Source organism: Pirellulales bacterium, assembly GCA_033762255.1.
Classification (GTDB): Bacteria; Planctomycetota; Planctomycetia; order Pirellulales; family JALHPA01; genus JANRLT01.
On record JANRLT010000036.1, the window covers coordinates 31855 to 57917 of the forward strand.

The following is a 26063-nucleotide window of genomic DNA, read 5'->3' on the forward strand; positions in this document are numbered from 1 at the left end:
AAGTGCGGTGAGTTTTGCCGTTGGCCCCTATGATTATAGTGTGCCCGGCTCGTTTCGCAGAGGAGTCGCATGCCACCTAAAACTTTCCCCCCTCCGCCAATTGACAAGACCAAACCATGCCTATCCTGGATCGCGCCGAATACATCGAGCAGGCTTATCTGTTTCGGATTTTAGCCGACAGAATGGAGCAGCAATTGGCCACCCAAGAATTACTGGCCAGCGTGCGGCATGAACTGTTGGCAAGCACGAATTTGCCGCTGGCGATTGATTTTTTGTCAGCGGAACTCCGGTTAACGGGCTTTTTCGCACCCGCCATGCGCAAGCTGGCCCATTATTTTACCCCTTTTCAGACATTTTGCGTGGCGGAGGCCGAGCGTGAACGGGGTAAATTTGACTTAAACCAGGCACTAGTGATTTTGGCCCGGGAAGCGGGGTATCGCGCGGAAAATCCTAGCCGCCAGGGGCTATTTTTGTTTCAGTTGGAATGCCTGTGCCGCAATCGCTTAAACTATGACCGGGGCTTGACGGCCGTTGCCGATGACCCCTTTTATGACGCCGCGTGGCGGGATTGGCTGATCTTTGTGCGGCGCCAGGTCGGATTTATCGATCTGGCCGATTTGATTTACGAACGAAGCGAGTTTGCCCGCCAAGAGCGGCTCCGACGAGGCGTGGAACAAACCGAGGATGATATCCCGGCGCCGCTTTTTGGCGAAAAGGAGGGGCGCATCGCCGCCGCCAATCGCCGCCGGGACCCGCTCTTACTGTTTGCGGCGCTGCATCGGCATTTGGGTTATCCCGCGGTGCCGGTCCCCAATTTTCATGATCGCGCGCCGGATTTATTGCCAGCGCTTGTGCGGCGCATCGAGCGGCTGGAAAGCCGGATTAAAATGTTGGACGAGGAACAATAAGGAACGTTTGATCTGAGCAAGTTTTATGTCAAGCCCGACAGGCCTCCCCCCAGCGATTTGGACAACTGGCTCACTCAATAATCCAAAAATGATTGAGCCTGATGAACTGTCGTGGGTGTGTTATTTCTTGCTAAACCCGGCATTGCCTAACAGCGCAAAGCAGTCCTTGCCCCCCAATTTAATCGTCAGTGTTTTGTGGCCAGGGGGGATCTCCACGACAATTTGTTTTGCGGCGGCGGTCCGATTAAAGTCGGTGGGGTCGCGCCAGTGAGGTTGGCCATCCAATAAGATCTCGTAAGGGCCGACGCCTTGCCAGCCATCGCACAGTCCAATGACCGCCGTGAATTTACGCCATTCGGGCCGTAGTTCAAAGGTTAACTCCGACCCGGTCTTGACGCCCACGCCCGAGTTAAACCGATAACCCCGAAAGACCAACGGCTGGTCATCGGTCCGTTTGCCGTTTTCCCATTTGGCTTGGTCATCGGGCAGCTTTTGGGGTTTGACGCTGGCGAGTGGAATTTCCGGCGCCAGGGGTTGGCCGGATGCGGGCAGATCGGTAATCAAGGGTCCGACTTGAATTTTATCTATCACCACTCCGGCCTGGTGTCCCCCCCGATCTTCTGGGATGAACGCCAAATTCAACTTTCCTGTTTGGCCTAAAATTTCTCCCAAGCTCCACTCGCGCGTGACGTATTCGCCGCGCCGCGCGTCCCGCTCGCCAGTCTGGATGTTGCCATTCATGGCGGAGTCGAGGTTTTGTTCGCCAAATTTTAGGCCCACTTGGTGTTTGCGTCCGCCATCTCCATCATGCGCCGCCGTTATTTCCACCCGGCCATGCAATAAATTGAGGGGAACCGCGCGTGATAAAATTAATTGGGCTTTTTGGTCGTGATCCAACGGCACCAGGGCAAATCGCCACCCCTGTTCCGTCCAAGTGGGACGCAAACTGATTTTAGTCCGATCAGCCTCCGCCACGGTAAAACCCCGCAGGGAAGGAATCCAATCCTCCAACGGTTCGGCGGTGGTGCGCAGTTGCGCTGGATCGATTTCGACTGTCGGCCAAAGCCAGTTGACTTGATCCCGGATATCATACGGATCGGCTCCATTGGGTCGATTTTCATGCGCCTGATCAACCACCAAGACCAGGTTTTGCGCGCCTTCGATCGAGAGCGGCCCGATCCGCACGGCAGGTTGATTGCCCCGTAAAAAATCGCTCTCCCACAAGACCGGCCCGGTGGGGGAGTCGCGCCGCACCGAGACCTTTGCGCAGCCGCCAGTTCCCACGCCGGGGTCCAGGCCCACCCATGCCGAGAAACTTTTGCATCCCGCTGGCAGCGCGTGCTGCAAAATCGTTCCCGCGTGCGTGCCATATCCCCACTCGGCCATCAGGTCGCCACAGCGCAGTTCCTGCCCCGTGGCGCTGGCGTCAATTTGCACCGGCCACCGCCGCGCGGCGGATAACGTGTAGGTCACTTGCATCGGCAAGAGGCTCAGGGGGATCTCGTTTGGTTTGCGCCAGCTAACCGCGCGAATTCTTTCTGGCGCGATTTTCAAGGTTTGAGTGGTCCAATTTGGCCGCAGGTTCAGCAACTCTTGCTCGCGCTCGGGTTCGCGGTGGCGACGAATCACTTCCCGCCCCGCGGACAAGATGGCTCCGCGCGAGGTGCGAATTCGAATCACCCCCGGCTGTTGCGGCTGGCCATTCCATAACCCTTCAGCCAGGTAGTCGGTTTCCGTTCCCGCCGTGGGCCAGGTGGCCCCCCGCAACTGCGCAAATTCCACATGGACCAGCCCGGATTCGGTCAGGCAGTCCAGCCCGGTCTCGCGAAAGCGCAGCGCCTTGGCCAACAGTTGGCGTCCGTCCATTAGCTCTACCTGGCCCGGTTGTGACCGGCTGGGCCGGGCGTTACCCATCCACACGCGTCGAATCGCGGCGGGGCGGATTTGGCAGGCCAGGGGGGGAATATCCCCCTGGGCGCCGGGGCCTTCCAGGGTGGCCACCACCAGCGCGGGTTGGCTGCCATTTTCAGCCGGAGGTACCCATCGGCTTAATCGCGCGGGCAGCAGGTCGCCATTGGTCATTTCTACCCAAGCGCCCGACGCAGGCTGCCAACTGACAGGCAGAACCAGGACGTTTCGCAAAAAATTATCGGGGTTGCCATGATCCCGGTTGTCAAATTTTACATACAAGTCATTGCCCGCAAAAAAAGGGGTGATCCCCGCGGCGGTGGTGCGCTCACCGTTTTTGGTCCAGCCCTCGTAGCGTATATCGTCGGCGCGGAGGATGGCGGGAGATCGTGGGAAAGTGGTAAATAAATGACTTCCCTCCAAAATCAACCACAAAATTCCTAATTGACGCAACCCACGGTTGGCTATTTTGGCGACGCGGGGCAAAACTTGGCTGCAAAGATCACACAAGCGTGGCATAATGCAAATACGTCAAAAGGAATAAAAAGCCGAATTTTGTGTCGTCCGCGTCAATTTCCCGCGAAGGCACATGGTTGTATGACCCCCGCCCAGGCGGCGTTACGCGGCTTCCTTCCAATTATACCAAGCCTGCCCACGCGATGAACGCCAAATCCCCCAACCTGCTCAGCCCCCAATTGCTCGCCCAATTAGAACGGCTGGAGCTAACCACGCGTAAAATCTTTCGTGGCCGGATGAAAGGGGAGCGGCGCAGCAAGCGCAAGGGGCAAAGCGTGGAGTTTGCCGATTTTCGCAACTACGTGCCGGGGGATGATCCCCGGTTTATTGACTGGAACACGTATGCCCGGTTGGATAAGCTCTTTTTGAAAATGTTTTTAGAAGAAGAGGACCTGCACTTTTTTTGTTTGATTGACGATAGCCAGTCGATGGATTTTGGCGAGCCGAATAAGCTGGAATACGCCAAGCAACTGGCCGCCGCGCTGGGCTTTATCGGCCTGACACGGACGGATCGCGTAAAAATAGAGACCCTCAGCCAGGGACTGCGCGTACCCGCGCCGGTGTTGCGTGGGCGAAAATCATTGTGGCGAATGTGTGAACAACTGGAAAACTACCAGCCCGCGGCGCGGGTTGGCATGGCCGCGGGAATAAAAAACTTTTGTCTGCGCAATCCGGGCAAGGGGATTTTAGTCATTATCAGTGATTTATTGGATAAAGCGGGGTACGAATCCGCGCTCCGTTACCTCACCGCCCGGGAACTGGACGTGTATGTTATTCAGGTGCTCTCCACCGCCGAAGTGGAGCCGGATTTGGCGGGTGATTTGCGTTTGGTGGACTGTGAAGACGCCGAGGAGGCCGAAATTACCGTTAGTGCCCCTTTGCTTGCCCGTTATAAACAAACCTTGGCTGGATTTATCGAAGGGGCGCGTGCTTTTTGCACCAAACGGGGAATGACCTACATGCTGGCCCGGACTGATCTCAGCGTGTCCGATCTGGTGGTGAAGTATCTCCGTCAACGGGGCTTGGTCCGCTAAATTTACCTTTTATCTCCTTATTTTTGCCTCCCGTCTCCCGTCTCCCTTCTCCCTTCTCCCGCCTCCAACCTCCCACGCTTACGATTATGTTTTTTCCCATGCTGGCTTGGTGGCAGTGGCTGATACTGGGGCTGATTCCCCCGGCGATTGTCGCCTTGTACTTTCTCAAGCTCCGTCGCCAACCGCTTTCCGTCCCCAGCACGCTGTTATGGCGCAAGGCAATCGAAGACCTGCATGTGAATAGCTTTTGGCAACGTTTGCGGCAAAGCCTGTTACTGTATCTGCAAGTCCTGTTTGTCTTGATGTTGATCTTTGTGCTATTGCGGCCAAGTTGGAACACACGGCAAAGCGTGGACGAGCGGGTCATTTTTTTAATCGATAATTCCGCCAGCATGGGAGGGACCGATCAAAACCCCAACCGGCTGGCCCAGGCCAAGGAATTGGCCATCGCGCGGGTGAATTCGTTGGGCTATAACGCGGTGGGGATGGTGCTCAGCTTTTCGGACAGTTCCCGCGTGGAGCAAAGTTTTACCGGCAATAAATCCCTCCTGCGCCAAGCCATCGAAAAGATCCAACCCACGCAACGGCGGACAAATATCCATGAGGCATTAAAACAAGCGGCGGGGCTGGTTAATCCCGGCGGCGGGGAAGAGTCCCCAGGCACGGATGACGCCACCCCCCTGGCCGCCACCGCCACGGCCATCATTTATAGCGACGGGCGTTTTCCCCCGGTGCAGGGTTTTACCCTGGGAAACTTGCGCCCCATTTACGTCCCCGTGGGCAAACCCACCGCCAAGAATCTAGCCATTACGCAGTTTAGTCTACGGCAAAACGAAGAACGCCCCGCCGAGCAACAGGCGTTTGCCCGGATCGAAAATTTTGGCAAGCAACCAACGACGGTGACCCTGCAGTTATTGCTGGATGGAAAATTGTGGGACAAATCCGAGCTAAGCCTGAACCCCACGGCCAGCCAGGGGGCGGTATTCAACTTGCAGGGCGTTACCGAGGGTGAATTGGAACTGCGCATTACCAATCGAGACGATTTGGCCGTGGATGACCGGGCGTTTGCGGTGCTGCAAGCCACCCAGCCGATTCAGGTGCTTTTAGTCAGCGCGGGAAATCCCGATCTTGAACGCGCGCTCAGCACCAAAGCCGTGCAAAAGTTGGCGCGGGTCCGGACACAGCGGCCAGCCTTTTTGCAACAGCCCGAGTATCAGCAGGGAGCCTTGGCCGGTAGTTGGGATTTGATAATTTATGACGGTTGCCAGCCCCCCCAACTTCCCCGAGGCAACACGCTGTTTTGGGGATCGGTCCCCCCCATTGGCTGGCAAACCGGCCCGGTCGTAAATGCGCCCCAGGTTATTGACGTGGATCGGATTCATCCCCTTTCCCAAAATTTAGACCTGCAAGAAGTCTTAATCGCCACGGCGCGTCCCCTGACTCCCCCCGCGGGGGCGACGCGGCTGATCGATAGCAATCAAGGTGTGCTGGCGGCGATAGCCCCGCGCGGGGGCTTTGAGGATTACGTGATTAGCGTGCCGTTGAGCGCGGCGGGGGAAGGTTATAACACCAACTGGCATCTCAAGGCCAGCTTTCCCCTCGTCCTGCAAAACGCCATGCAATATTTTCATGGGGGGGGCCCCTTGGCCGAATCGCTTAGCGTGCAGCCGGGCCAAACGATCGAACTCCGCCAGGAAGGAGCGCGGGAATTAACCATTCTCTCTCCGGCCGGAGCGGCCACCACGGTCCTCCTGAGTCCGCAAAGCACATTCCCCTACAGCGCCACATCGACCACCGGCATCTATCAGGCCCAGGTTGCCGGAAAAACAGTCCAGAAATTTGCGGTGAACCTGTTTGACAGTTTAGAAAGTAACCTGGCCCCCGTCCCCGACGGCGGCGTGCAAATTGGTTTTAACGACATTCCACCAGCCGAAAGCTGGCAGTTGGGCGAGAGCAATTTTTGGAAATGGCTGCTCTTAGCCGGGTTGGTGCTGCTGTTGGCCGAATGGTACGTGTACAACCGGCGGGTGTATGTGTAAAGTCACATTTTAACGGCAGGTTTGATTCCGTTAGGCCGGATGGGATCGGCTACTTCCGCCTGCTGTGGAAGATTCTCGGCGGCCCGCGCTAGATTTCGCAACATGCCGGCAAAAACAAAGAGATGCAGCGGATAAATCCCATACCAATACAGCAACCCCGCCAGTCCCAAGGGATCAAAAATCGCTGTTTGCCGAATGGTGCTCCCGTCGCTACCAGGAGTAACTTCAAATTCCAGCCAGCCGCGGCCTGGCATTTTCATTTCGGCTTGCAGCCGCAGGCGTTTATTTGGTTCAAAAATCTCGACACGCCAAAAATCAAGAGCTTCTCCAACATGCAGGTTCTCGGGATCGCGCCTCCCGCGGCGCACGCCCACGCCTCCGCAAAGTAAATCGAGAAATCCGCGCAGGTTCCATAGCCAATTTCCATAATACCAGCCGGTGGCGCCCCCGATGCGACGAATGGGCGTAAACGCTTGGGCGGGGGGGACCGAGACCGTGATCGTCCGAGAATCCACCAGCCGCGATCCATAGCGGTTTCCCCCCCAACTTTGGGGATTGCCGGCCGCTGACAAGGCATCCGACCAGCGCGTTTCGGCAAATTCCTGATCTTCATTTACCAGCGCCCGCGCGATGGCGTCCCGGACAGGGCGAGGACGGATGGCAAAAACGGATTCGGCCAGGTTATTGGAGACCAGCGTCGGATTGCGTAAACTTTCCACCAGCTTGCGTCCAACCCGGGCATAGAGCGGGGTCACCAATCCCAACCACAAACTTGACAAGTAGGGGGTTAAAAAAGGGACCGGGATCATCCAGCGCGTTAGCCCCCGTTGCCGGGCGTATTCATGCATGATGTCTCCATAAGATACCTGCTGGGGGCCGCCAATTTCAAAAATTTGCGATGCTGAATCGGGAATATCCAAGGCGGCAATTAAATATGCCAGCAAGTCCTCGATGGCGATCGGCTGCGCCTTCACGCGCACCCAGCGGGGACAGATCATGATTGGCAATCGTTCGACCAGGGAGCGAATCATCTCAAAGGACAAACTGCCCGAACCTATCACAATCGAAGCGCGAAACTCGATCACATGGGCGTGGTGGGCCCGCAAAATATCCCCGGTCTCTTGGCGACTACGCAGATGTTTAGAGAGATGTTCGTCGGGATTGCCCAAGCCTCCTAGGTAGATAATTCTTTTCACTCCCGCTTTTGCGGCGGCTTGGGCAAAATTTTGCGCGGCGATGCGATCTTGTGATTCAAAGTCGCCGTGATCCCCCATCGAATGCACCAAATAGTAGGCGATGTCAATTCCCTCAAAGGCTCTTTCCAATGACCCCGGATCAAAGACATCCCCTTCCACGACACTTATCGTATCGTTGACCCTCTCACTCAAGGCGGCAGGCCGACGGGTGAGGCACCTGACATGACGATTGGATTTTTCTAAAAGTGTAAGTAACCGCCCTCCCACATACCCCGTGGCCCCGGTCAATAAAATCATCTTGCGGTTCCATTCCATTAAATACAGTGTATCCTCGCCGGTGCTCCATCCACGCATGATTGATAGGCACAATACGTCGTCCATCCACCATGAGCGGGCAAATACTGTGAGTATGAGCAAAGAGGATGATCTACTTAATCCAAACCAAGCCTCTGACCTGATATTAATAACATTCTTATCGACCCAAAGCGATAAGGACTCTCATCAAAAAAGAGGGATGGGGCAGGACTTCCACGCCCCCCAGCCAATTGTGATGAAAAAACAGGCGAATCCCTGAACGTTGGGAGAAATCCTTCGCCCAGGTTCTCCAGAATGGGAAATATTTACACAGTAAAAAAACTGTTCGCCAGTCCGTCACGCTTACGATCAAACGATCTCCTTCGCCACGCAGCGCGACGGGCCGGCCGGCAATTATCGCGTCGATACGGCCGGCCAAAACTACTTTGGGTATTGCCCCGCTTCCCCCGTGCGGATCTTCATGGTTCCATTCAAAATCCATTCCGCATGTTCCACCCCGGTGCCGGTACCGCTGGGGATTTTTACGTGTAGATCCACAAACTCGTACGAAATTTCCGCTTTTCTACCGGTCAAACGATCATACAATCCAATAGCCAAGTCCGGCCAATTTGTGGTGTGTTCCGCCGACATAGATTCTCCAGTAAAATCTGAAAAGTTGGATTATGGCAAAGTCAAAGATGCTCTTTCGCGGGATGCTGATCAACAAACCAGATTGGATGTTGATCAGTCACCCCAGGTTATGGCGTATGGTATAGGTTAGAACTGCCGATGAATGGCATGTAAACCGATTACTGGGGAAGAAGCACCGCATCAATGACATGGATCACGCCATTCGAGCAAAGAATGTCGGTTTTGGCGACATTCGCGCTATCAACTTTCACTCCGGCTTTGGTGTCGATTTTTAAGTTTTGACCCTGGACCGATTTTGCGGTTTGCAACTTGACAACATCAGCGGCCAGCACTTTGCCGGCAACCACGTGGTACGTCAAAATTCCCTGCAATTTTGCCAGATTTTCCGGCTTTAGCAATTCCTGCACGGTCGCGCTGGGGAGTTTTGCAAACGCCTCGTCGGTAGGCGCAAACACCGTAAATGGTCCCGCTCCCTTCAGTGTCTCCACCAAGCCCGCGGCCTTGACCGCGGTAACCAAGGTGTTAAACGATCCCGCCGCAACCGCTGTCTCCACTATGTCGTGCATCTGTTTCGATTCCTATGAAAATGTCCTGACTCGGTACAATTTGCCCGCACTCTTGATACTGTGAAGAGCAAGCATACTTAACACCTAAGGACGGAATATTTGGTGTTTTAGGGAAACTCACGTGGTTGTCCCCGGCTACCGGCGGAGTGTGCAAACTGTTGGGCCTGGTTCGCGTCATGGAAACGAAATCTTGCCCACGTGCCGATGATTCTTTTCGGATTGCGGAGATGCCTCATTTTGGCATGGGCTTTAGTCAAGTCATCGATTTAGTGCTTCTGTAAGTTGTGTGCTGGGGGTTGTGCGAATGCCCCAGCGTGCTGCTGCCGGGTTGAGCGCGGCCGTGGCGATGTTGAAGGCGATTCCCGCCTCGCCGCCGACCTGGTAGGCCCCGGAGTTGTAATCAACCGCGTCAAACCCGCCAAACTGGCGTACCCGCGCGGTCAGGCCAAAGGTGATCGCGTCCCCAAACCCGGCGGAAGCGTTGGTCAGGCGGGTAAACCAATCCCCCTGGGAGGGGTCGGTCAGGGCGTAGTAGCGGAATTGCAGGCCCGCGTACAACGCGCTGCCGGCTTGGCCCGGATTGGCCAGGGCATCCACAAAGTTATTGCGGGCCTGATAGGCCGTGTCAAACCACCTGCCCGCGACCCCCCACGGATCGCGGGAATCTTGGGGCCTACTCCCGGCCGCCGTAAAGCTCCACTCGATGAGCCGGATTTCCCCCTGGGGAGATGTCCGCAGGCGTTCCAGAAAGCCCGTGATTTCGGCGGAATGTCCCGTGTTGGCGGTGAGAATGTCGTCCGCCAGGGGCTGGACGCCCAATTCCCGCACATTGACAATCAGCGGAGTCCAAACGACATCGGGGAGCGGCATGCCGCTGTTCCCTCCGGCTTCGGCGGCATGAATCTCTTGGGCGGCGGAGAGGCTGGTGGCGAGCGCCTGATCAAGCGTTTCCCGGGCGGAGCGGGAGGTTTCGGTTACCAACAAGCCCTTTTGGACTAGATCGGCGTTGATGAGCGTAATATTGCGGTCGCGGGTCGCCGTGGCGCTGGCCACTTGGGTGTCATATTCCTTTTGGGCTTGGCCCGGTTGGCCATTTTGACCGGCGGCCAGTACGTAATCGGCATTGCCCAGCGCGGCCTGTTGGGCGGCGTAGGGATTCCCCGCCAGTTGGCTATTGGCGGGGAGGGGGGCGGTAAGATTTTTCCAACTGGTCGCCAGATCGAGCGTCAGATCGCGCTCCTCGGCAAAGATAGATTGAAGGGTGGAATGGCATAGAGATAACGTTGCGTGCTGGTTAATGCTCATCACGCGGATGCCAACCTCTTTCCAGGTCGTAAATGAGAGCAATGTAATTTAAGATATGACGAATAGGCAATTCGCGTTGTTTTTTACTGATTTTACCCACTTTCCATTCCTTATTCGTCACAGAATCCCATAACCACCATGTGGCTATATTCTGATTTTTGGGATCTTTGGAACCACCCCTAAACAAGGTAGGGATAACACAGTCTTTGGGTATCTGTAATCGCCCCACTTTGTAAACTATGTCTCGATCCACGTATTTATCCCAATAGAAAAACGTGAAATAGCTTTCCTTCTTAGAGACAATTTCTTCAAGATCGGTAATTGACCGATGATAAAACCCGGGCAAAACCCTGATTAAATTACCGAAAAACGGGAGTTTATTTGCGCATTGCACATAAGCGTAACCCCGACTGGTTTTAATTTCCAGTACGTCACCGATCAAAAGATTGCGTTGGGAGATTGGCCTTTTTGGCATGACTAGAACCCTGGATAGCTGATTAGCTTAAGGAGTTCATTGCCATACGCCAGCATGCGAGTGGAAAGGCGTGTGCCTCTATAAATATTATCTAGAGTGCCAGTGCCATTTACTGTTCGTCCATGGTGCTGTATGAGTGCCTGTTCAATGGCATAGGCTTGTCGCGGTGTGAGATTGTCTGCGCCAAAGATTTTTTCGCCAGCGATCCCCGTTCTATTTAGCGCTGTCCTAGCGCGTTGGGGAAAAGTTCGTGTGGAACCACTATCCGCAATACCGACATATAGCACTTGGCCCGTGATCCGATCCCTCGATTCATACACGCACGCGTTATGCGCCCAGACGGACCAGCCCCAGTCGAGTTCTCCGACGAAGTAGGTATGATAATCGGCGACGCGGAGGTTGTAAACCGTGGCCCATTCGCCGGTGTTTTTTACCGATTCGACAGATTGCGTTACTCCATTATGGCTGCCCAACTTGTCGCCAGGTTGCAAATCCCGCGCATTTGTCCAGCCCTTGTCCGGCAAGCCGGACCCAACCCCTCCGCCGACCACCCAGAACGGGTGTTCGGCCGTGGTGCGGACGGTTTTGCCCGCTACGCGTAGTTCCCAAATACATTCCCGTCCCTCAAATACCTCCTCCACGCGTTTGTAAACCACCGGCCCGTGTGGGTCGCTCTCATTCCGCGTGGCGACAAAATCGTCTTCGCGGATTTGCTCGATGAAGCGGCCCCCTAGATTTGTCAACAGCGGCGTCCCCGCCGCGAAGCAGGCTTTACTGGCCCTCCAGGAGCTGGCGGCGGATTCGCCGATGGTCAGGAGACCGCCGACGATGTCGCCGTTGGACATTTGTTGGAGTCCGCCGTAGGCGCCGACGGCGGAGCCGGAGTTGATCACCCCCTGGCGCAAAACTTCCCTCCAACCGGTGGTACACTTGCTAAACCGGGCCAGACCCATCCCCCCGGCGAGCAGCAGTTGCGAATAATCGCCGGTCGCGGTGGCGGCGCTGACTCCCTGCGTTACTCCGCCGACGGTCTGGATGCCGTTGATAATCTTGAGGCCGACCTGCCCCCATTGGGTTACCTTGTATCCGGCATTGATTAGTCCCTGCGGATTCACCAGCAGCGTGGCGATGTTAAAAACCTGTCCGGCGTAGCCGCCGATCTGGTACGCCCCGGACTTGTAATCGACGGCGTCAAAGCCGCCTAAATGACGAATTCCCGCTGTGATCCCAAAGGAAATCGTGTCGCCAAACGCGGCGCCCAGGTTGGTGATGCGGGTGAAGGCGTCCCCCTGGGACCGATCAAAGAGCGAATAATAGGTAAAGCGGGCGGCCTGGGAAAGGTAGGGGATGGCAGCTTTGTTGGTAAAGTAATGCTGTGCCGCGCCGGGAACCAGGATAAAGCTGAGCAGGGTTCTCTGGTTTTCATACGCCAGGTCGTACCATTTGCCAGCCACGCCCCAGGGATCGTTGGCTATTTGCGGCCGCGTCCGATCATGGACAAATCCCCAATGGTTGTGATTGGCCTCTCCCTGGGGATGCTGTCCCGCGGCTTTGGCCAAGGCCGCGATTTCGGCCGAGGGGCCTCCCTCTGGCGTCGGTGGCCCTGGCGGGGTCAGCGTCTCCAGGGCCAGCGGGGCAACGCCCAGAGCGGTGATCTGGACGGCAACGGGCGCCCAGGCGACGCCGGGGAGGGGGATTTCGCTTTTGCCCTCGAGCGCGGCGGTCAGGACAACGCCCGCCGCGGCCAGTCCCTGCGATAATTTGAGTTCCAGTTGTCCCCGCGCCGCGGCGGACGTTTCGGTCACGAGGCGGGACTTTTGTTCGATGTCGGCGTTGATGAGCGTGATGTTGTGGTCCCGCGTGGCCGCGGCCTGGCCCAGGTCGCTGTCATATTCCGCCTGGGCCAGGCCAGCCTGTGCGGGTTGGCCATTTTGCGCGGGGACCCCCACGATCCGCTGGTATTCCGCCTGGCCTAGATTTGCCTGATGTTGGGCGTAGGGGTTGCCCGCCAGGGCGGGATTGGCGGGGAGGGAGGCGGTAAGATTACGCCACCCGGTCGCCAGATCAATGGCCAGGTCGCGCTCCTCGGCGAAAATAGTCGCGAGCGTGGCATAGTACTGTTGATTCTGTTCCAGTCGGGCTTGCCACTCGCCCCCGGGCGTGTTGGGTTGTGGATTGGTCCCCTTCAGAAACGCCTGTTGCTGGTCGCGGTGCTTTTGCAACAGACCCGAGGCAAGATCATATTCCAAATTGACCTGGCCCTGGAGTAAATCGAACCTGGCCCGACCCTCTGCCTGGAGAAACGCGGCCCGGGCATCGGTCAGCGCCGCCCCCCGGCGGTCGTCATGATTTTGCAGGTGGTAATAGTAATCATCCGGTGCGAAGGTGAAGGGAAAATAGAGGTATTCGAGTAGCGCCTGGTCATTTGCGGCGTTCTTTTCGGCGCTGGCGACGGCGGCGCGGTATTTTTGGGTAGCGCCGCCACCCGTCCCCGGATCTCCCGCGCTGGGCGTGGCGGCGGGGCTTTGACCGCCACCGCGGAGCGCGGAGACATAGGTAAATTCCAGTTCCACGCTCCGTTTGACCAGTTCTTCTTGTTTACGCAATGATTCGGCGCGGAATTCCTGTTCCTTGTCCAGGGTTTCGACGCCAATCGCGTGGTCTTGGTCGGCTTGCCAGACAGAGAGTGATTTCCAGGCGGCGGCGATGTCGGCGTGGGTTTGCAACGTTTGCGTTTTGGCGGAGCCCCGCACCCAGGCAAGCCCGGAACTGGACCGGGTCACAAGCAGATTTGTCACCAGTTGCGCGCTGGGGGAAGCCAATTGGGGATCATTATCGAGCGATTGTAACCGCAATAATTGTTCGGCGGCCGCGGAATCGAGAAAGTCATAATAGTCGGCCGCGGCCTGGTTGGCGCGGGCGCGTTCCTGTTCCGCGAAGCCGTTACTCACCGTGCGGCGCTTATCCAGGATAAGCTTTTCGACGCGGGTCTCCTCGGTGGAGGAAGAGAGTCCCGTTGCCAATTCCTGGGCGGCAAGACGCTGCTTTAGATCACGCTCGCCGCTAGCCAGCGACAAGATGTTTTCGTCCTCGATTTTTCCTTGTTCAAGGCTGGCCTTTTCCGCGATTGTGTGATTGGCAAGGCTTAAATTCTTTTGCGCGAGGCGGGTATCGTGGGTAATTTTATAGTGATAACCCAGATAAGATGGATCGGAGGGCAGACTGGCATCGGCGGCGACACGAGCCGCGGCTATCTGAATTTCGCGTTCCAGCCGGTCGGGAGCCTGGGGAGGGATCGCGGCTACTTTCAGGTGATGAATTCTAGCGTTGGTGGCCCGGGCGGCGGAGATACCCGCCGCTAATTGGGCATAGTTGTCACTGCGGGTTTGGATCAGTTCGGCGTATGACGCGCGCGGCCCGGAAAGCGCGGAGGCGTACTCCAGGGAAGTGGATTCTTGTAATTTGTGCATTTTCATGGCCAGTTCCTCGGCGGCCAGAAGTTGCATTTCGGCATATTCGAATTTAGAGCGCGCGGAGTCCACCTCTAGCTTTTTGGCTAGCTCACCCAGGGTATTTTGGGCCGAGTCCACCCGTAGTTGGGCGATTTGAGATTCCATTTGTTGGTTGGCGGAGCGGATGCCCTGCTCGGTGGTTCGCGAGTCGGCCAGGACGTCGAGCTTGTATTCGGCATATTCGTCCGCCAGGCCATTGATCCAAGCTAATTTCGCTTGGGCATATTTGGATTGGAATATCAAATTGAGGTTCGTGGGATTTGCCGCCAGGGCACTGTTGGCCGCGGTGACTTCACTGGTAACGATCGAGGTGATAAAAGCCCACTCCGCCGCGGCGACATCCTCCTCGAACGAAGTTTCCGCTTGGCGCGCGATCATACTGTCGACGTAATTGTTTTCGGCGGTATGGAGTTCGTCGAGATAAGTAAGTTCATCCGCGGCGGAGGCGATCAAATATGCTTTTTGGGCATTACCCAGGGTGTTCGCGGCGGTTTGCGCAGCCGTTTTGACGCTTTGCAGCCAGGTTTGATTGGCGGCTTTGTTGGCCTCCAAATACCCCTCTCCCGCCTTTGACGCATCCTTAATTCGTGATTTATCAATTTCAGTCAATGCGTCGACATGTTCCGTGAGCGCGGCGCCATACGCGGAGACATGATCCAGAAATCCCTGTAGCAGGCCAGGCGTGGCGAGACTCGTGGTTGTGGGCGCGGTGACAAAGTTGGACGCCGCGGTTACGGACAGCGCCGTGCCGACCATGTACTGGAAGATCGCTTTGGTTCTTAAATCCGCAGTCACCGTGGTGCTGGCCGGGCCCAGCGCGCTTCCCGTTACTTCTTTTGTACGGCGGTCCTCGTATTCAAATTCCGCAAGGGGGGATTCTAGACTCTCCCATTCGGCGGCTAGTGCCAGCCAGGCGACATCCGCCGATATTTGGTTTTTGCGGAATGTGTCGTCCGCCGTTAAATAATCCTTGGTCAAATTCGCGTTTTCGATCTGTACGTTGATCTGCGCCGTTAGCTCCGCGGCATTCTGTTTTAGCACCCGCTGACGATTGGCGTCGGCCAGGGCGGACGCGCGGATTTTGTCGGCCTGGGCGTTGGCAAACACTTCTTCACGATTTGCTTTTGCGGAAGCCTCGGCCAATAAATAATCATTGTTTGCGCCGCGAAGGTCTTGCTGAAAATCGGCGGCGATCGTTGCGTTCGCGTAATCCAGGGCCGCGGATTGGATGGCGACTGTTTGGGTCGCGGCGGCATCCGCTAGATCGGCGACCAGGTGGCGTAGCCGGCTGGTTTCCGCGTCAGTCGCGGCATTGGCCCAGGCCCTGACCTGGGCGGGATACTCGTGAATGGTGGCCGTGGAGTAAGTGTATTCCAGTTCCGCGATCGTTTCGGAATAATCGCGGATTTTTTCGGCTAGCGCGTTGGCGGATATTTTGGACGCGTTGGCGATTCCCAACGAATGGGTGTATTGCGCCTGCGCTAGCCCGGTGGTGTGGTTTTTAAGCAAGTCGGCTAAATTCCGCTCACGTTCGGCATGGGTCGCGGTGATAAGTTCCAGCCGCCCTTGGGGAACATTTACGCCCAAGTCCAATGCCCCCGCAAAGAGGCCGGCGATTTCCAGGTTTGCCATGGCCTTGGCGATTTGGATGTTTTTATCCGCCGTCGTCACGGCGTAATCCTTGCCGCGTTGGGAAAGGTATTCCTGATGTTGTTTCCACAATAATCCGCTTGAGGCGGCAAAATTTTGACGTAAACCGTTTCCGGTGGTTTGGTAGTTTGCTTGAATGTCGCGCACTTGATTTAAAAACAACAGGCCCGCGGGTGTCGTCCAATCGACGTGATAGTAGGAATCGTGTTGATTGACTTCAATATCCCGGTCACGATCCTCGTAGAGTTTATCAAGGCTAGATTGAAAGTTTTTCTTAGCGGCGATGAAATCCGTATAATAGGCCCCGGTATCATCGAGCGTGTCGATGGAATACAAGTAAAGTTCGTGTTCGATGTCCGCTAACGGGCTGGAATTGCCACCGCCCGTCCCCGAATTAATCGTGTGGAATGTATTGTGGAATGATTCCTGTAGTCCAAACTCAGCCTGGGCGGAGTTTACCTGGATCGACCGGATTTGTTCGGCGTTGGCGGTGATGGTGGCGGTCATGCCCGCCAGAAATTCGCTAGTCAACCTCGCTTCTTCATACGCCAGGCTGGCGTCCAAGAGGCGTTCATGGCTGTCGAGTTGTTTTTCGGCGGCGTAGACGTGTTTGACATAGTTTTCCCAAGCTGGCGGATAGTTGTTGTTAGCGGCCCAGGCATCGACTTTTGTGAGGTATGCGTTCCAGACACTTGATACAAATGTCGTAAGCGATCCCTGTTCGTTTTGCGAGAAAGTTTGCTTGGCGGCCGCGGATTCCTTGACATAAGCATGTTCCGCAATCCGAATCCTCTTGTCGCGCGCCGCCGCGTCAATTTGATTTTGCTTTTCAGCCCTAGCGAATTCCAAACTGGTGGGATTACCGCCTTCGAAACGAACCTTGGCGAGTGCGATTTTGTGTGATTGATTCAGGGCGGCCAGTTCGCGTTCTAGGGATAGTTTGCGGTCGGTGAGCGCGAGGTCCTGCTCCGCCAGGAGGGCGTTATGCGAGGTAAAATAGACCTCCTCCAATTCATTTCGCGCGCGAAGGTAATTCACGTGATCGTCAAAATGGATTATTTTATATCCAGAGGATTCCACGAAGTCGTGCCCGGTGATTCGAGTGTTTCCCAGCAGAGGTATGCTCATCACCGGATGGTTGAGCGCGAACTGAATTCCGCCGAATTGCTGATTGCCATTGAGTTTAAAATCAATAAGCGTGTCAGTGGGAGCGAAGTAGTAGGGGATTCTTGGTTCAAAGACGGAACCGTTGACAACGCCATTCTCGCGCCCCAGTTGCTTGAGTTTTCCCTCTGAAAAGTTAGCCGTGACAATTCGGGGATTATCGATTCCCGCCATGGGAGCTAAGGAGGTAAAAGCGCCGCCGTTGTAACTTTTAGCCTCCAAATTCGAGAGGTTCTGGACTAGGGTCTTCCGCAATTCGATTTGCTTGACCTGAAATTCGGCGGCTTCGCGATTTGCGTCAACCGATTCCCCCAATTCGGTCAGCAACCGTTCGCGTTGCTGACTATACGTCAGATTGATTTCATCCCGCATTCCCTCGGCATGGTTCCTGATTTTTTCCAGGTTCGCTGCATGATTGTTGGCGATCTGTTTTTTCTCGAACTCGTAATTAGACTCCAGTACTTCCAGTTCGCGAACATTTAAGGCCGTGGCCTCATCAACCAACAAGTTTTGTTCATGGATGACTTTATCCGCTTGGCGGGTAACCGGCGCTTGTTGGATGGAGTTTCGCCAGTTCGTGGCCCTCTCGATCACCTCGCTCGCGACGTCCACGACTTCCCTGTATCGGGCATTGATGATTTCTTTGGCATTGAGATATTTGGCCTCGGCCTGCCTCAAATGCCATGCTTTTGTGACTTCCGCCGATTCCCGTTCGTAGGTCTCCTCGATGGTGGCATATTGCAAGTCGCGGAATTTGGACTGGAAATAGCCCAGTAATCCCGGAAATCCGTCACGACCAACCAAAAAATCATGGTTCAAACCGTTATGGGTTATGTCGGCTTGGCGGTTGATCATGGCGATTGCGTGGGCCGCGTATTGCCCCGCCAGCCAGCCATCAAACTGATTAAATGTTTCCGTAATGTCTTTGTTAAGCGCAAACCAATCATTACGATGAGTTGTAATGTTATAATCAGGCGTTAGCGAACCAAGGGCATATTTCTCCAAATAAATTTTGATACGACCTGAAATAAACAACAGGGGATTGCCTTCAAAGATGACTTTTAGTTCCTCAAAACGCGCCTGTACACGCGCCTGAAGCGAATCATCGCTTTCAATATCTGGCACCAAGACGGCCTGTTCAAACGGCGCGCGATCGCCCGCGGGAATATCATTCTGAATCAGGTTATTGGCATTCTGGACCGCGTTTCGGTCTCTTTCCCGATCAGCAACTAAGTCCTGCATGTCAGTCAGATATTGCTGATAATAAGGCTGAAGAAATGAATTTACGCTGTAACCGCCGTCCCCATTGGCGCCGTAGTGAGAGTTCGCGTTGGCAATCTCGTTTTCTAACTCCGTATGATTCAAATCGCGAAAACTGTCGATGCCAAGCAATGATAATTCCGGCAAAGAAAAGTCGGGGCCGTAACCTTGGTCGGGACCGAACTTTAAGTCCGTGACGATCGGCGCTGGAGGTGTCGGCAACTCGGGGATTTGTGGGATTTTCCAAGGTTCCGGCAAACCGAGGGGAATCAGCGATTGTGTCGCCAGGACAGTCGATAAATGTGTGTTGCTGGAGGACATCAAGCCGTTATACGCCGGAACCAAAACATTGTTAATGTAATTCGTCAAAGCGGTCTGGTATGCGCCGGTGGCCGTCCGCAGGGTTGCGTCCGCGGTGGTGATCAGCGACTGCAAATTACTGGCAATTTCCGTTAGCGAAAATTGCGCTCCGGTCGTGGCGGCTTTTGCCTGGGTGTTGTACTGCCGGCGCAATTCATCCAATTGATCTTGGACAGAGTGCCCGCCAGTGGCGACGCCGGGCGATTCGGTGTGTATGAAAGTTACCGTGCTCCATAGCGCCGATTCTTGATCGCGAGGTCGTATACCGATGACAATTCTGCCCAGGGGCAAATCCGCCGGGGCATAGGTAAACTCGCCATAGGCCGCGAACGTTGCGTCGGCCAGGCCATCTTGATTGGTGTCGACGATTAAATCCACGCTTTGTCCTGCGGCCAGCCCCGTGACTTTCCCATTTAGCGTGGGTTGGGAAATAAACGGAAACGTTCCCCCTGCGCCAGTTACATTTAAGCTCTCAATTCTTCGCGCGCCGTCCGCGGGTTGGGAGTTTGGGGCACCGGATACCGTTTGCCAGGCGCTAAATTGATAAGTTAAACCAACTTTTTCGCGTATTCGGAGTTTTAGCGGGATATTCGCGACGGTTTGATATTGACTGTCTTGAATACGGAACTTTCCCGTGGAGTCGGCAAAGGTCTGGATCTCGGGCTTACCGTCGTTGTTTGTGTCGATTTCAATGGTTTGCCAACCCTTTTGGGCCTGTTGGGTGATAACTTCCCCCCGAATATCAAGTTGTACCGCCGATCCATTCGCCAGTTGGGATGGAAAAGTAAGGTTATCCGCCCGTAATAATTGTGGGGCGACCGTGGCCGCGACCGTGAATGTAAGCGCGCGAGTCACATACATACCCTGACTATCCGTGACACGGATTGTCAAAACTGCCGTACCGGGCATTGTCGCGCTGGGTGTGATAGTTAATACGCCCGTTGCGGGATCAATTTGCGGCGCGGAACTAAATATCGCGGAGTTAGAATTACCCGTGATTGCGAAGAGCAGTTCGGTGTCGGAATCGCGACGGTCGTCAAAATAATGATACAGACTTACTTGTGAAGCGCTGTCACCCGTAGCGGCTATCAGTTTTGGCAACTCAAAGCTAACTGGGGGAGAACCATTCAACGAAACTTTGAAGTATGCATCCGCGCTTAATCCCACGTCGTTATACGCTCGCACGCGCAACGTGGCCTGGGCGTACGTATTTGCCTGTAGAAAATTTTGGAATCCTGAAAAATCGCCATTTAAAACCAAACGATCCGTGATCCGATTGACATCCGGTGAAATCGAAACTACCCCAAAATGCTCCAGGTGATCGATTTCGAGCACATATCGTAGGATTTGGCTCGGATGGGTAAAGTAATCACGCAGATTCAAAGTAAGGCTGGGGGTGTTTTCCGATATCTCCAGGGGGATCGCATCCCCAGGCGCGAGTCCGCCGGGACCCGTGGCCGACACAATTCGATCCGGGGGCTGGGAACCAAGATAACCGTCCACGGCGGAATAATCACCGCCATTGACTTGGGCGCTACGGTCATAATCCCCCAGCAATCTGGCGTAATGAGGGGGCAGGACGCTGCCAAAAGCGGAATCAATTGGCGAGTAATCAGCCCCATCAACTCTAAAATCAAAATTTCCATCTCCGCTATAGGTATAAACCATGATTACATCTTCAGCCCGTAACTCGGATATTCCCGGGAACAGAGGGCGGAAATTTAAATTATCCTCAAATGTAATAATCGGCGCGCCGGGACTTGAATCAAAAAATTCATTAAGGAACAGCGCGCCTGCGGTCAAAGCTGGGTTAATCAAGCCGGGCGCTTCAATAAACATCCCGCCAAAGCTGAGCATATCAAAGACTTTATTAAATACTGTTTGGCCTGCTTGGCTGGACGCGGCCCGGACGATCAGATTGTTATTCCTCGTATTCAAGAAGCCGTTGTAGACGGTTTCCTCCGGCGTACTGTGTTGTGAATCAATTTCTAAGTCAATTGTGTTCAGCGCTAGGACTTCATTGCCTCGAAATGCCATTTCCACGATCCCGAATTTATTGATCGTTAGATTGTCCAGATAATCGCTGCCGCCGAGGATCACCTTGGAAACGAAAGGACGCCCGGGATCGGCTGGGTTCCCTCTTCCCGCGACAAAAATAGATAATTTGTCCTCGGTCTCGGAATCGGGAGAGGTGGAACAAGCGAAATAAGAATACCCCTCCAGGTTGCGCCATGTCGTGTTAGCGGGTGTGTGTGCCCAATCGTCGATAAACAGGCTTCCCGAACCATTCTTGGTGACGAGAAATTCGCCCCCGTTCGATTCCAACTCCAAGGTATGCGATCCTTCGCTGGTTACCACGAATGAAAAATTGCCACGTGTGATTTTTACCGCTCCCAGACCCGAAGTGTTAACAAAATCGAGGGTGCTTTTTGCGGTTAACTGGACCGCCATGTTGACCGTATCATTCCCAAAAGCGAAACTCTCGAACAGGATGCGATCATTTGTGCTAACCGAGATAATGTCATTTCCATGTCCTCCGGCAATCGAGTCATTTCCCGGACTCCCCACGATATTGTCATCGCCTCCCCGTCCATCCACTGAAATGTTCCAGGCCTGCGCATGGCTGCCCGCCAATCCACTTAAATCAATCGTCTCGGAGTCCTCGCTACCCAGTATGACTAAACCCGCCAAAGTGGACGGGTCGAGGGGCGTCGGGTCGGTATTTGACTTGGTAATCCATTGTCCGTTCACAAGAAGTGTGGGTGTTGGATTAGAACCCCCAATCGCCAAATGTAGGCTATTATCCGTGTCCGCCATCCGAATAGTCAGCAGATCATTGACGATCGAGTGGGAGTACATTAAGTGCCGAGGTTCCAGCGATTCCAAAGAGATCCGCCGGGAGAATTTTTCGCGGCGTGAAATCGCGTTACGGCTAACTGTGACGGCATTAAGCCGCCGACGAAGACTGCAAGGCACGCAAGCCATGATGTATGTCCAGCTTCCGTGGCAAAGTCCACAACTAAAGGAAAGAAACACATGATCGGAGTATCTTCCAACTGACAGAATACCTACTCGCCCGGCATGGCTCGCAATTCCACTATCCCCATATCAAACACCGCCGGGGAATCTATCCGCTTTTCAAACTTCGGAAAATAACCATGAATGTTAAAACTGGCCGTGGGTCGTTAACGCATTTTCATTTATTAATTTGGAGAAAACTTTGACATTTTAACGCTGTCACACCATGCCGTCAATAAATTACTGGAAAAAGAATTTCATTAAGAACGGACAATTTTCTTGAGTTCCCAAATCGGGATAACGCTATCCGGGTAAATTCTCGACCGAGCCGGATTAATTAAGGGCCGAAAACACGATCTGCCCGGGCGTAAATGATAAGGCCAAAAATAAAGAAGCCTGTCAAATCGCCACCAACGGGCTATAGATTCTCAAAATTTATAGACGGGCTAATTTAAGAGTATCACGAGAGAATTTGTGCTCGCGATTAGATCGAGAAAACGTTACGTCAGAAACCCCCACTGCAAAATGCGCTGCGACCAAACACGGAATCGGGTAGTTTTACATCGTCAACCGTTCCCGCAACCAGCGTTTTTCCCAGCAATTCCACAGGTGACGATAAGTGTACATTTGTTTACCGGATGGGGAGGGATTCGAACCCACGGTAGGGGATACCTACAACGGTTTTCAAGACCGTCGCCTTAAACCACTCGGCCACCCATCCTAATCTATCCCTATTATAACTATCTCTTGACTATTCGTCACGCCGAGGTGCGGAGAGGTTCATTATGCGTGGGCCGCGGGCTTAGCGACAATCGCGGCAAGAAGCCATAAATTGTGGCTTTTACTGAAAAAAATGACGATAATCGTGGCAGTTGTCCCTGGAATGGATTTTCGTTAAGATAACTGGTCGGTTTAAGTTGCCAAGATTTCCGGTCAAGCTTGGCAATGTCTAATTTCGTATTACCAGACATTACTTTGCAAATTACAAGCGGAGCCGTAGATCATGGGTGGAATTAGCGATCGTCATCAAGAAATCAAACGCCGCCGTCATCGTCGCCAAAAGATCACGGTCTTTAAGCGTAAACTGGCCAAAGCCAGCGCGTCGGAAAAAGCGGCCATCGCCGATAAGATCCGTCGGCTGACCCCGGGCGCGGAGCAGGTCATTCTCAATCTGGGCCTGGAAAAGGTGTAGCGGACTTGCCCCAGCACTATTTTTCTGTGCTGAGTGAGTAACGATCGTAGTTCGGGCTTCCACCCGAAACCGAGGGGACTGATATCTATATTCGCTGGTCGAACGGGATCAATCGGGCCGTTGGCCTTTCCATTGATTTCTTTCCATTTGCCCAGTTCGACACTGCGCTTGCCACAATTTTCAAAAAATCACGGCTGGCATAGGTTGGGCCTTTAGCCCGCAAATAATTAAACGCACTTGGCCCACAACTGCTTGAACAATAATCTTCGCATTTTGCGAAGATTTGCAAGGTTGGTAGTGCGGAGTGGCATCCACGAATTTAGGGCTAAGGACTAAGGTCGGTATTACGTGATCTCAAACACAAACTCGTCATTGCGAAAGTCGATGCGGATGGTTGAGCCTTCCGCTATCGGCTGCCGCAGCATCTCCCGGGCCAGCGGATTTTGAATTTGCTGCTGGATCACGCGCTTGAGGGGCCGTGCTCCATAAGCGGGATCGTAACCCCGATTGGCAATCTCGCCCAAGGCGGCGGGTGTGATGTCGAGTTGTAAATGATGCTGGGCGAGTTGCTGGCGCAGGCGTTCGGCCTGGATGTCCACGATTTTGCGGATTTGAGCGGCTTTGAGTGGATGAAAGACAATGATTTCATCCACGCGATTCAAAAATTCTGGCAGAAACCTCCCCTCGAGAGCTTCCTTCACGGCGGTTTTGATTTCGTCGTCGGACCCCCCCTCACGCGAGATTTCTTGGATAATCTGGCTGCCGATATTGCTGGTCATGACGATAATGGTGTTCTTAAAGTCCACGGTGTGCCCCTGGTTGTCACTCAGGCGGCCATCATCCAGGACCTGCAATAACACGTTAAACACGTCGCGGTGGGCTTTTTCAATTTCATCCAGCAGCACGACCGAATACGGCCGCCGCCGCACCGCCTCGGTCAAAGCGCCGCCTTCCTCGTAGCCCACATAACCGGGGGGAGCGCCAATCAGGCGGCTCACGCTGTGCTTTTCCATGAACTCGCTCATGTCGATGCGGATCATAGCGTTTTCATCGTTAAATAATACCTGTGCGAGCGCTTTGCACAGTTCGGTCTTGCCCACGCCGGTAGGACCCAAAAAAATGAACGAGCCGATGGGACGATTGGGGTCTTGCAGGCCGCTGCGGCTGCGGCGGACGGCGTTGGCCACGGCTTCAACCGCTTCGTCCTGGCCGATAACGCGCTGATGCAGACGTTCTTCCAGGACCAGCAGTTTGGCCCGTTCGGTCTCTAGCATGCGGGTCACGGGAATGCCGGTCCAGGCGCTGACCACCTCGGCGATTTCCTCTGGGCCGACTTCTTTGCGCAGCAGTTTACGTCCCGCCTCGGGTTTGTCGCTGGCGGGTTTGGCCGCGGGTTTTTCGGCTTCTTCCGCTTCCAACCGGGCGCGGAGTTTTTTTCTTTCGACGTCCAATTCGTACAATTTTTGGTAGTCGGCTTCGGCGATGGGCTGGCCGCTGGATTGCTTTTCCTTGATGGCGGCGGTGGCCTGTTGAAAAGCGAGATCCAGCTTTTCCAGGTCGGCCCGCACTTTTTGCACGTCCCCCAGGCCGAGTTTTTCGGACTCCCACTGTTCGCGCAGGCTGGCCAGTTTGCGGCGGAGGGTTTGCATTTCCTCCTGGATCGCGACACGTCGTTCGCGGGCGTGTTCCTCGGTTTCCTCGGCCAGTTGTCGGTCTGCCAGTTCCAGTTGGGTGATGCGGCGCTGAATCTCGTCGATTTCCGTGGGAACGCTTTCCAGTTCCATCGCCAGGCGGCTGGTCGCCTCGTCCATCAGGTCGATCGCTTTGTCCGGTAAAAAGCGGTCCGTGATGTAACGGCTGGAAAGCTGTGCCGCGGCGACCAGCGCGCTATCCTTAATCTTGACCCCCTTATGATGTGCCTCGTAGCGGGGTTTGAGTCCGCGCAAAATGGCGATGGTGTCCTCGACGCTAGGCTCGCCCACCATGACCGGTTGAAAGCGGCGTTCCAGGGCGGCGTCTTTTTCGATGTATTTGCGATATTCGTCCAGTGTGGTCGCTCCGATGCAGCGCAGTTCGCCGCGAGCCAGAGCCGGTTTGAGCAGGTTGGCGGCGTCGTTTCCCCCTTCGGCGGCCCCCGCGCCGACGACGGTGTGTAGTTCGTCAATAAACAAGATGATCCCCCCCGCGCTGGCTTCGACCTCGCGCAAAACCGCTTTCAGCCGATCCTCAAACTCCCCGCGGTACTTGGTGCCGGCGATGAGCGCGCCCAGGTCGAGCGCGATGACGCGTTTGTTTTTCAGGCTGGAGGGGACGTCCCCCTGCACGATGCGCAGCGCTAGCCCCTCGGCAATGGCGGTTTTGCCGACGCCCGGTTCGCCAATCAGCACGGGGTTGTTTTTTGTCCGGCGGGAAAGAACCTGGATCACGCGGCGGATTTCCTGGTCGCGGCCAATAACGGGATCCAACTTTCCCGCTTGTGCCCGCTGGACCAGATCAATGCCGTATTTTTCCAGCGATTGAAATTTCCCCTCCGGGGCCTGGTCGGTCACGCGGGTGTTGCCGCGAATCGCCTGCAACCCCTTAAGAATATCTTGTTCCGTCAGGGCGTGCAGTTTCAGGATTTCCTGGGCCTTGCCCCCGGTTTTAGCAAGTCCTAACAGCAGATGCTCGGTCGAAACAAAGTCGTCCTTCATGGTCCCCGCTTCGCGCTGGGCGGTTTCCAGGACTTGCACAAATTGCGGACTAGGTTGCGGCGTGCGTCCGCCGCTGGATTGGGGCAGGTGCCGTAATTCGGCTTTGACGACGGTGGCCAATTGGTTAAGGTTGGCCCCGATTTTGTCGAGGAGCGGGCGAATGATGCCGCCATCGGTTTCCTCCAAGAGGGCCGCAAGCAAATGCAGCGGCTCAAGCTGGGGATTACCCGCGTCCGTGGCCAGTTCTTGCGCGTGCTGGACGGCTTCTTGCGATTTGATGGTAAATTTGTCAAAGCGAAATGCCATGGGATGGACCTATTGT

The 26063-nt window shown here is 54.9% G+C and carries 12 protein-coding genes and 1 tRNA gene; 4 read left to right on the forward strand and 9 right to left on the reverse strand.

The window, feature by feature from the left end; translation table 11 throughout:
• Positions 1-116: 116 nt before the first annotated feature.
• Entirely contained in the window at positions 117-908 is a 792-nt protein-coding gene (locus tag SFX18_10330; protein ID MDX1963541.1) for a hypothetical protein, read from the forward strand.
• A 120-nt stretch (positions 909-1028) separates the two neighbouring features.
• Here the strand turns inward: SFX18_10330 and SFX18_10335 are convergent, their stop codons facing one another.
• Entirely contained in the window at positions 1029-3335 is a 2307-nt protein-coding gene (locus SFX18_10335; GenBank protein MDX1963542.1) for an NPCBM/NEW2 domain-containing protein, read from the reverse strand.
• Positions 3336-3475: 140 nt separating this feature from the next.
• Here SFX18_10335 and SFX18_10340 point away from each other — a divergent pair, with 140 nt between their 5' ends.
• Together SFX18_10340 and SFX18_10345 are read left to right on the forward strand one after the other, a co-directional pair.
• Positions 3476-4366 carry a DUF58 domain-containing protein gene (locus tag SFX18_10340; protein MDX1963543.1) on the forward strand — a complete coding sequence of 297 codons (891 nt, stop codon included), beginning with the start codon at positions 3476-3478 and terminating at the stop codon, positions 4364-4366.
• Between the two features lie 86 nt (positions 4367-4452).
• Positions 4453-6405, forward strand: coding sequence for a BatA and WFA domain-containing protein (locus tag SFX18_10345; GenBank protein MDX1963544.1), 1953 nt, complete (start codon positions 4453-4455; stop codon positions 6403-6405).
• 2 nt (positions 6406-6407) lie between these two features.
• Here the strand turns inward: SFX18_10345 and SFX18_10350 are convergent, their stop codons facing one another.
• From SFX18_10350 to SFX18_10380, 7 genes are all read right to left on the reverse strand, one after another.
• Positions 6408-7955: an SDR family oxidoreductase gene (locus SFX18_10350; protein MDX1963545.1), complete on the reverse strand. Its 1548-nt coding sequence runs from the start codon at positions 7953-7955 to the stop codon at positions 6408-6410.
• A 381-nt stretch (positions 7956-8336) separates the two neighbouring features.
• Positions 8337-8546, reverse strand: a complete 210-nt coding sequence (locus SFX18_10355; protein MDX1963546.1) for a hypothetical protein — start codon at positions 8544-8546, stop codon at positions 8337-8339.
• 158 nt (positions 8547-8704) lie between these two features.
• Entirely contained in the window at positions 8705-9112 is a 408-nt protein-coding gene (locus tag SFX18_10360; protein ID MDX1963547.1) for a fasciclin domain-containing protein, read from the reverse strand.
• 258 nt (positions 9113-9370) lie between these two features.
• On the reverse strand, positions 9371-10459 hold the full coding sequence (locus SFX18_10365) for a hypothetical protein (protein ID MDX1963548.1): 1089 nt from the start codon (positions 10457-10459) through the stop codon (positions 9371-9373).
• Positions 10407-10892, reverse strand: coding sequence for a hypothetical protein (locus tag SFX18_10370; GenBank protein ID MDX1963549.1), 486 nt, complete (start codon positions 10890-10892; stop codon positions 10407-10409). Before SFX18_10370 ends, SFX18_10365 begins: the two co-directional genes overlap by 53 nt.
• A 2-nt stretch (positions 10893-10894) precedes the next feature.
• On the reverse strand, positions 10895-21589 hold the full coding sequence (locus SFX18_10375; protein ID MDX1963550.1) for a polymorphic toxin-type HINT domain-containing protein: 10695 nt from the start codon (positions 21587-21589) through the stop codon (positions 10895-10897).
• Positions 21590-22491: 902 nt separating this feature from the next.
• Positions 22492-22577, reverse strand: a tRNA-Ser gene (locus SFX18_10380).
• A 282-nt stretch (positions 22578-22859) separates the two neighbouring features.
• Between SFX18_10380 and SFX18_10385 the strand changes: the two genes are divergently transcribed.
• Positions 22860-23048, forward strand: a complete 189-nt coding sequence (locus SFX18_10385) for a DUF6800 family protein (protein MDX1963551.1) — start codon at positions 22860-22862, stop codon at positions 23046-23048.
• Between the two features lie 344 nt (positions 23049-23392).
• Here SFX18_10385 and clpB read toward each other — a convergent pair whose 3' ends face one another.
• Positions 23393-26047: an ATP-dependent chaperone ClpB gene (gene clpB / locus SFX18_10390; GenBank protein MDX1963552.1), complete on the reverse strand. Its 2655-nt coding sequence runs from the start codon at positions 26045-26047 to the stop codon at positions 23393-23395.
• Positions 26048-26063 lie beyond the last annotated feature (16 nt).

Bases quoted from the DNA above. Each gene is read 5' to 3' on its own strand.
- SFX18_10330 (MDX1963541.1), top strand. From the start codon at position 117: ATGCCTATCCTGGATCGCGCCGAATACATCGAGCAGGCTTATCTGTTT.
- SFX18_10335 (MDX1963542.1), bottom strand. From the start codon at position 3,335: ATGCCACGCTTGTGTGATCTTTGCAGCCAAGTTTTGCCCCGCGTCGCC.
- SFX18_10340 (MDX1963543.1), top strand. From the start codon at position 3,476: ATGAACGCCAAATCCCCCAACCTGCTCAGCCCCCAATTGCTCGCCCAA.
- SFX18_10345 (MDX1963544.1), top strand. From the start codon at position 4,453: ATGTTTTTTCCCATGCTGGCTTGGTGGCAGTGGCTGATACTGGGGCTG.
- SFX18_10350 (MDX1963545.1), bottom strand. From the start codon at position 7,955: ATGCGTGGATGGAGCACCGGCGAGGATACACTGTATTTAATGGAATGG.
- SFX18_10355 (MDX1963546.1), bottom strand. From the start codon at position 8,546: ATGTCGGCGGAACACACCACAAATTGGCCGGACTTGGCTATTGGATTG.
- SFX18_10360 (MDX1963547.1), bottom strand. From the start codon at position 9,112: ATGCACGACATAGTGGAGACAGCGGTTGCGGCGGGATCGTTTAACACC.
- SFX18_10370 (MDX1963549.1), bottom strand. From the start codon at position 10,892: ATGCCAAAAAGGCCAATCTCCCAACGCAATCTTTTGATCGGTGACGTA.
- SFX18_10385 (MDX1963551.1), top strand. From the start codon at position 22,860: ATGGGTGGAATTAGCGATCGTCATCAAGAAATCAAACGCCGCCGTCAT.
- clpB (MDX1963552.1), bottom strand. From the start codon at position 26,047: ATGGCATTTCGCTTTGACAAATTTACCATCAAATCGCAAGAAGCCGTC.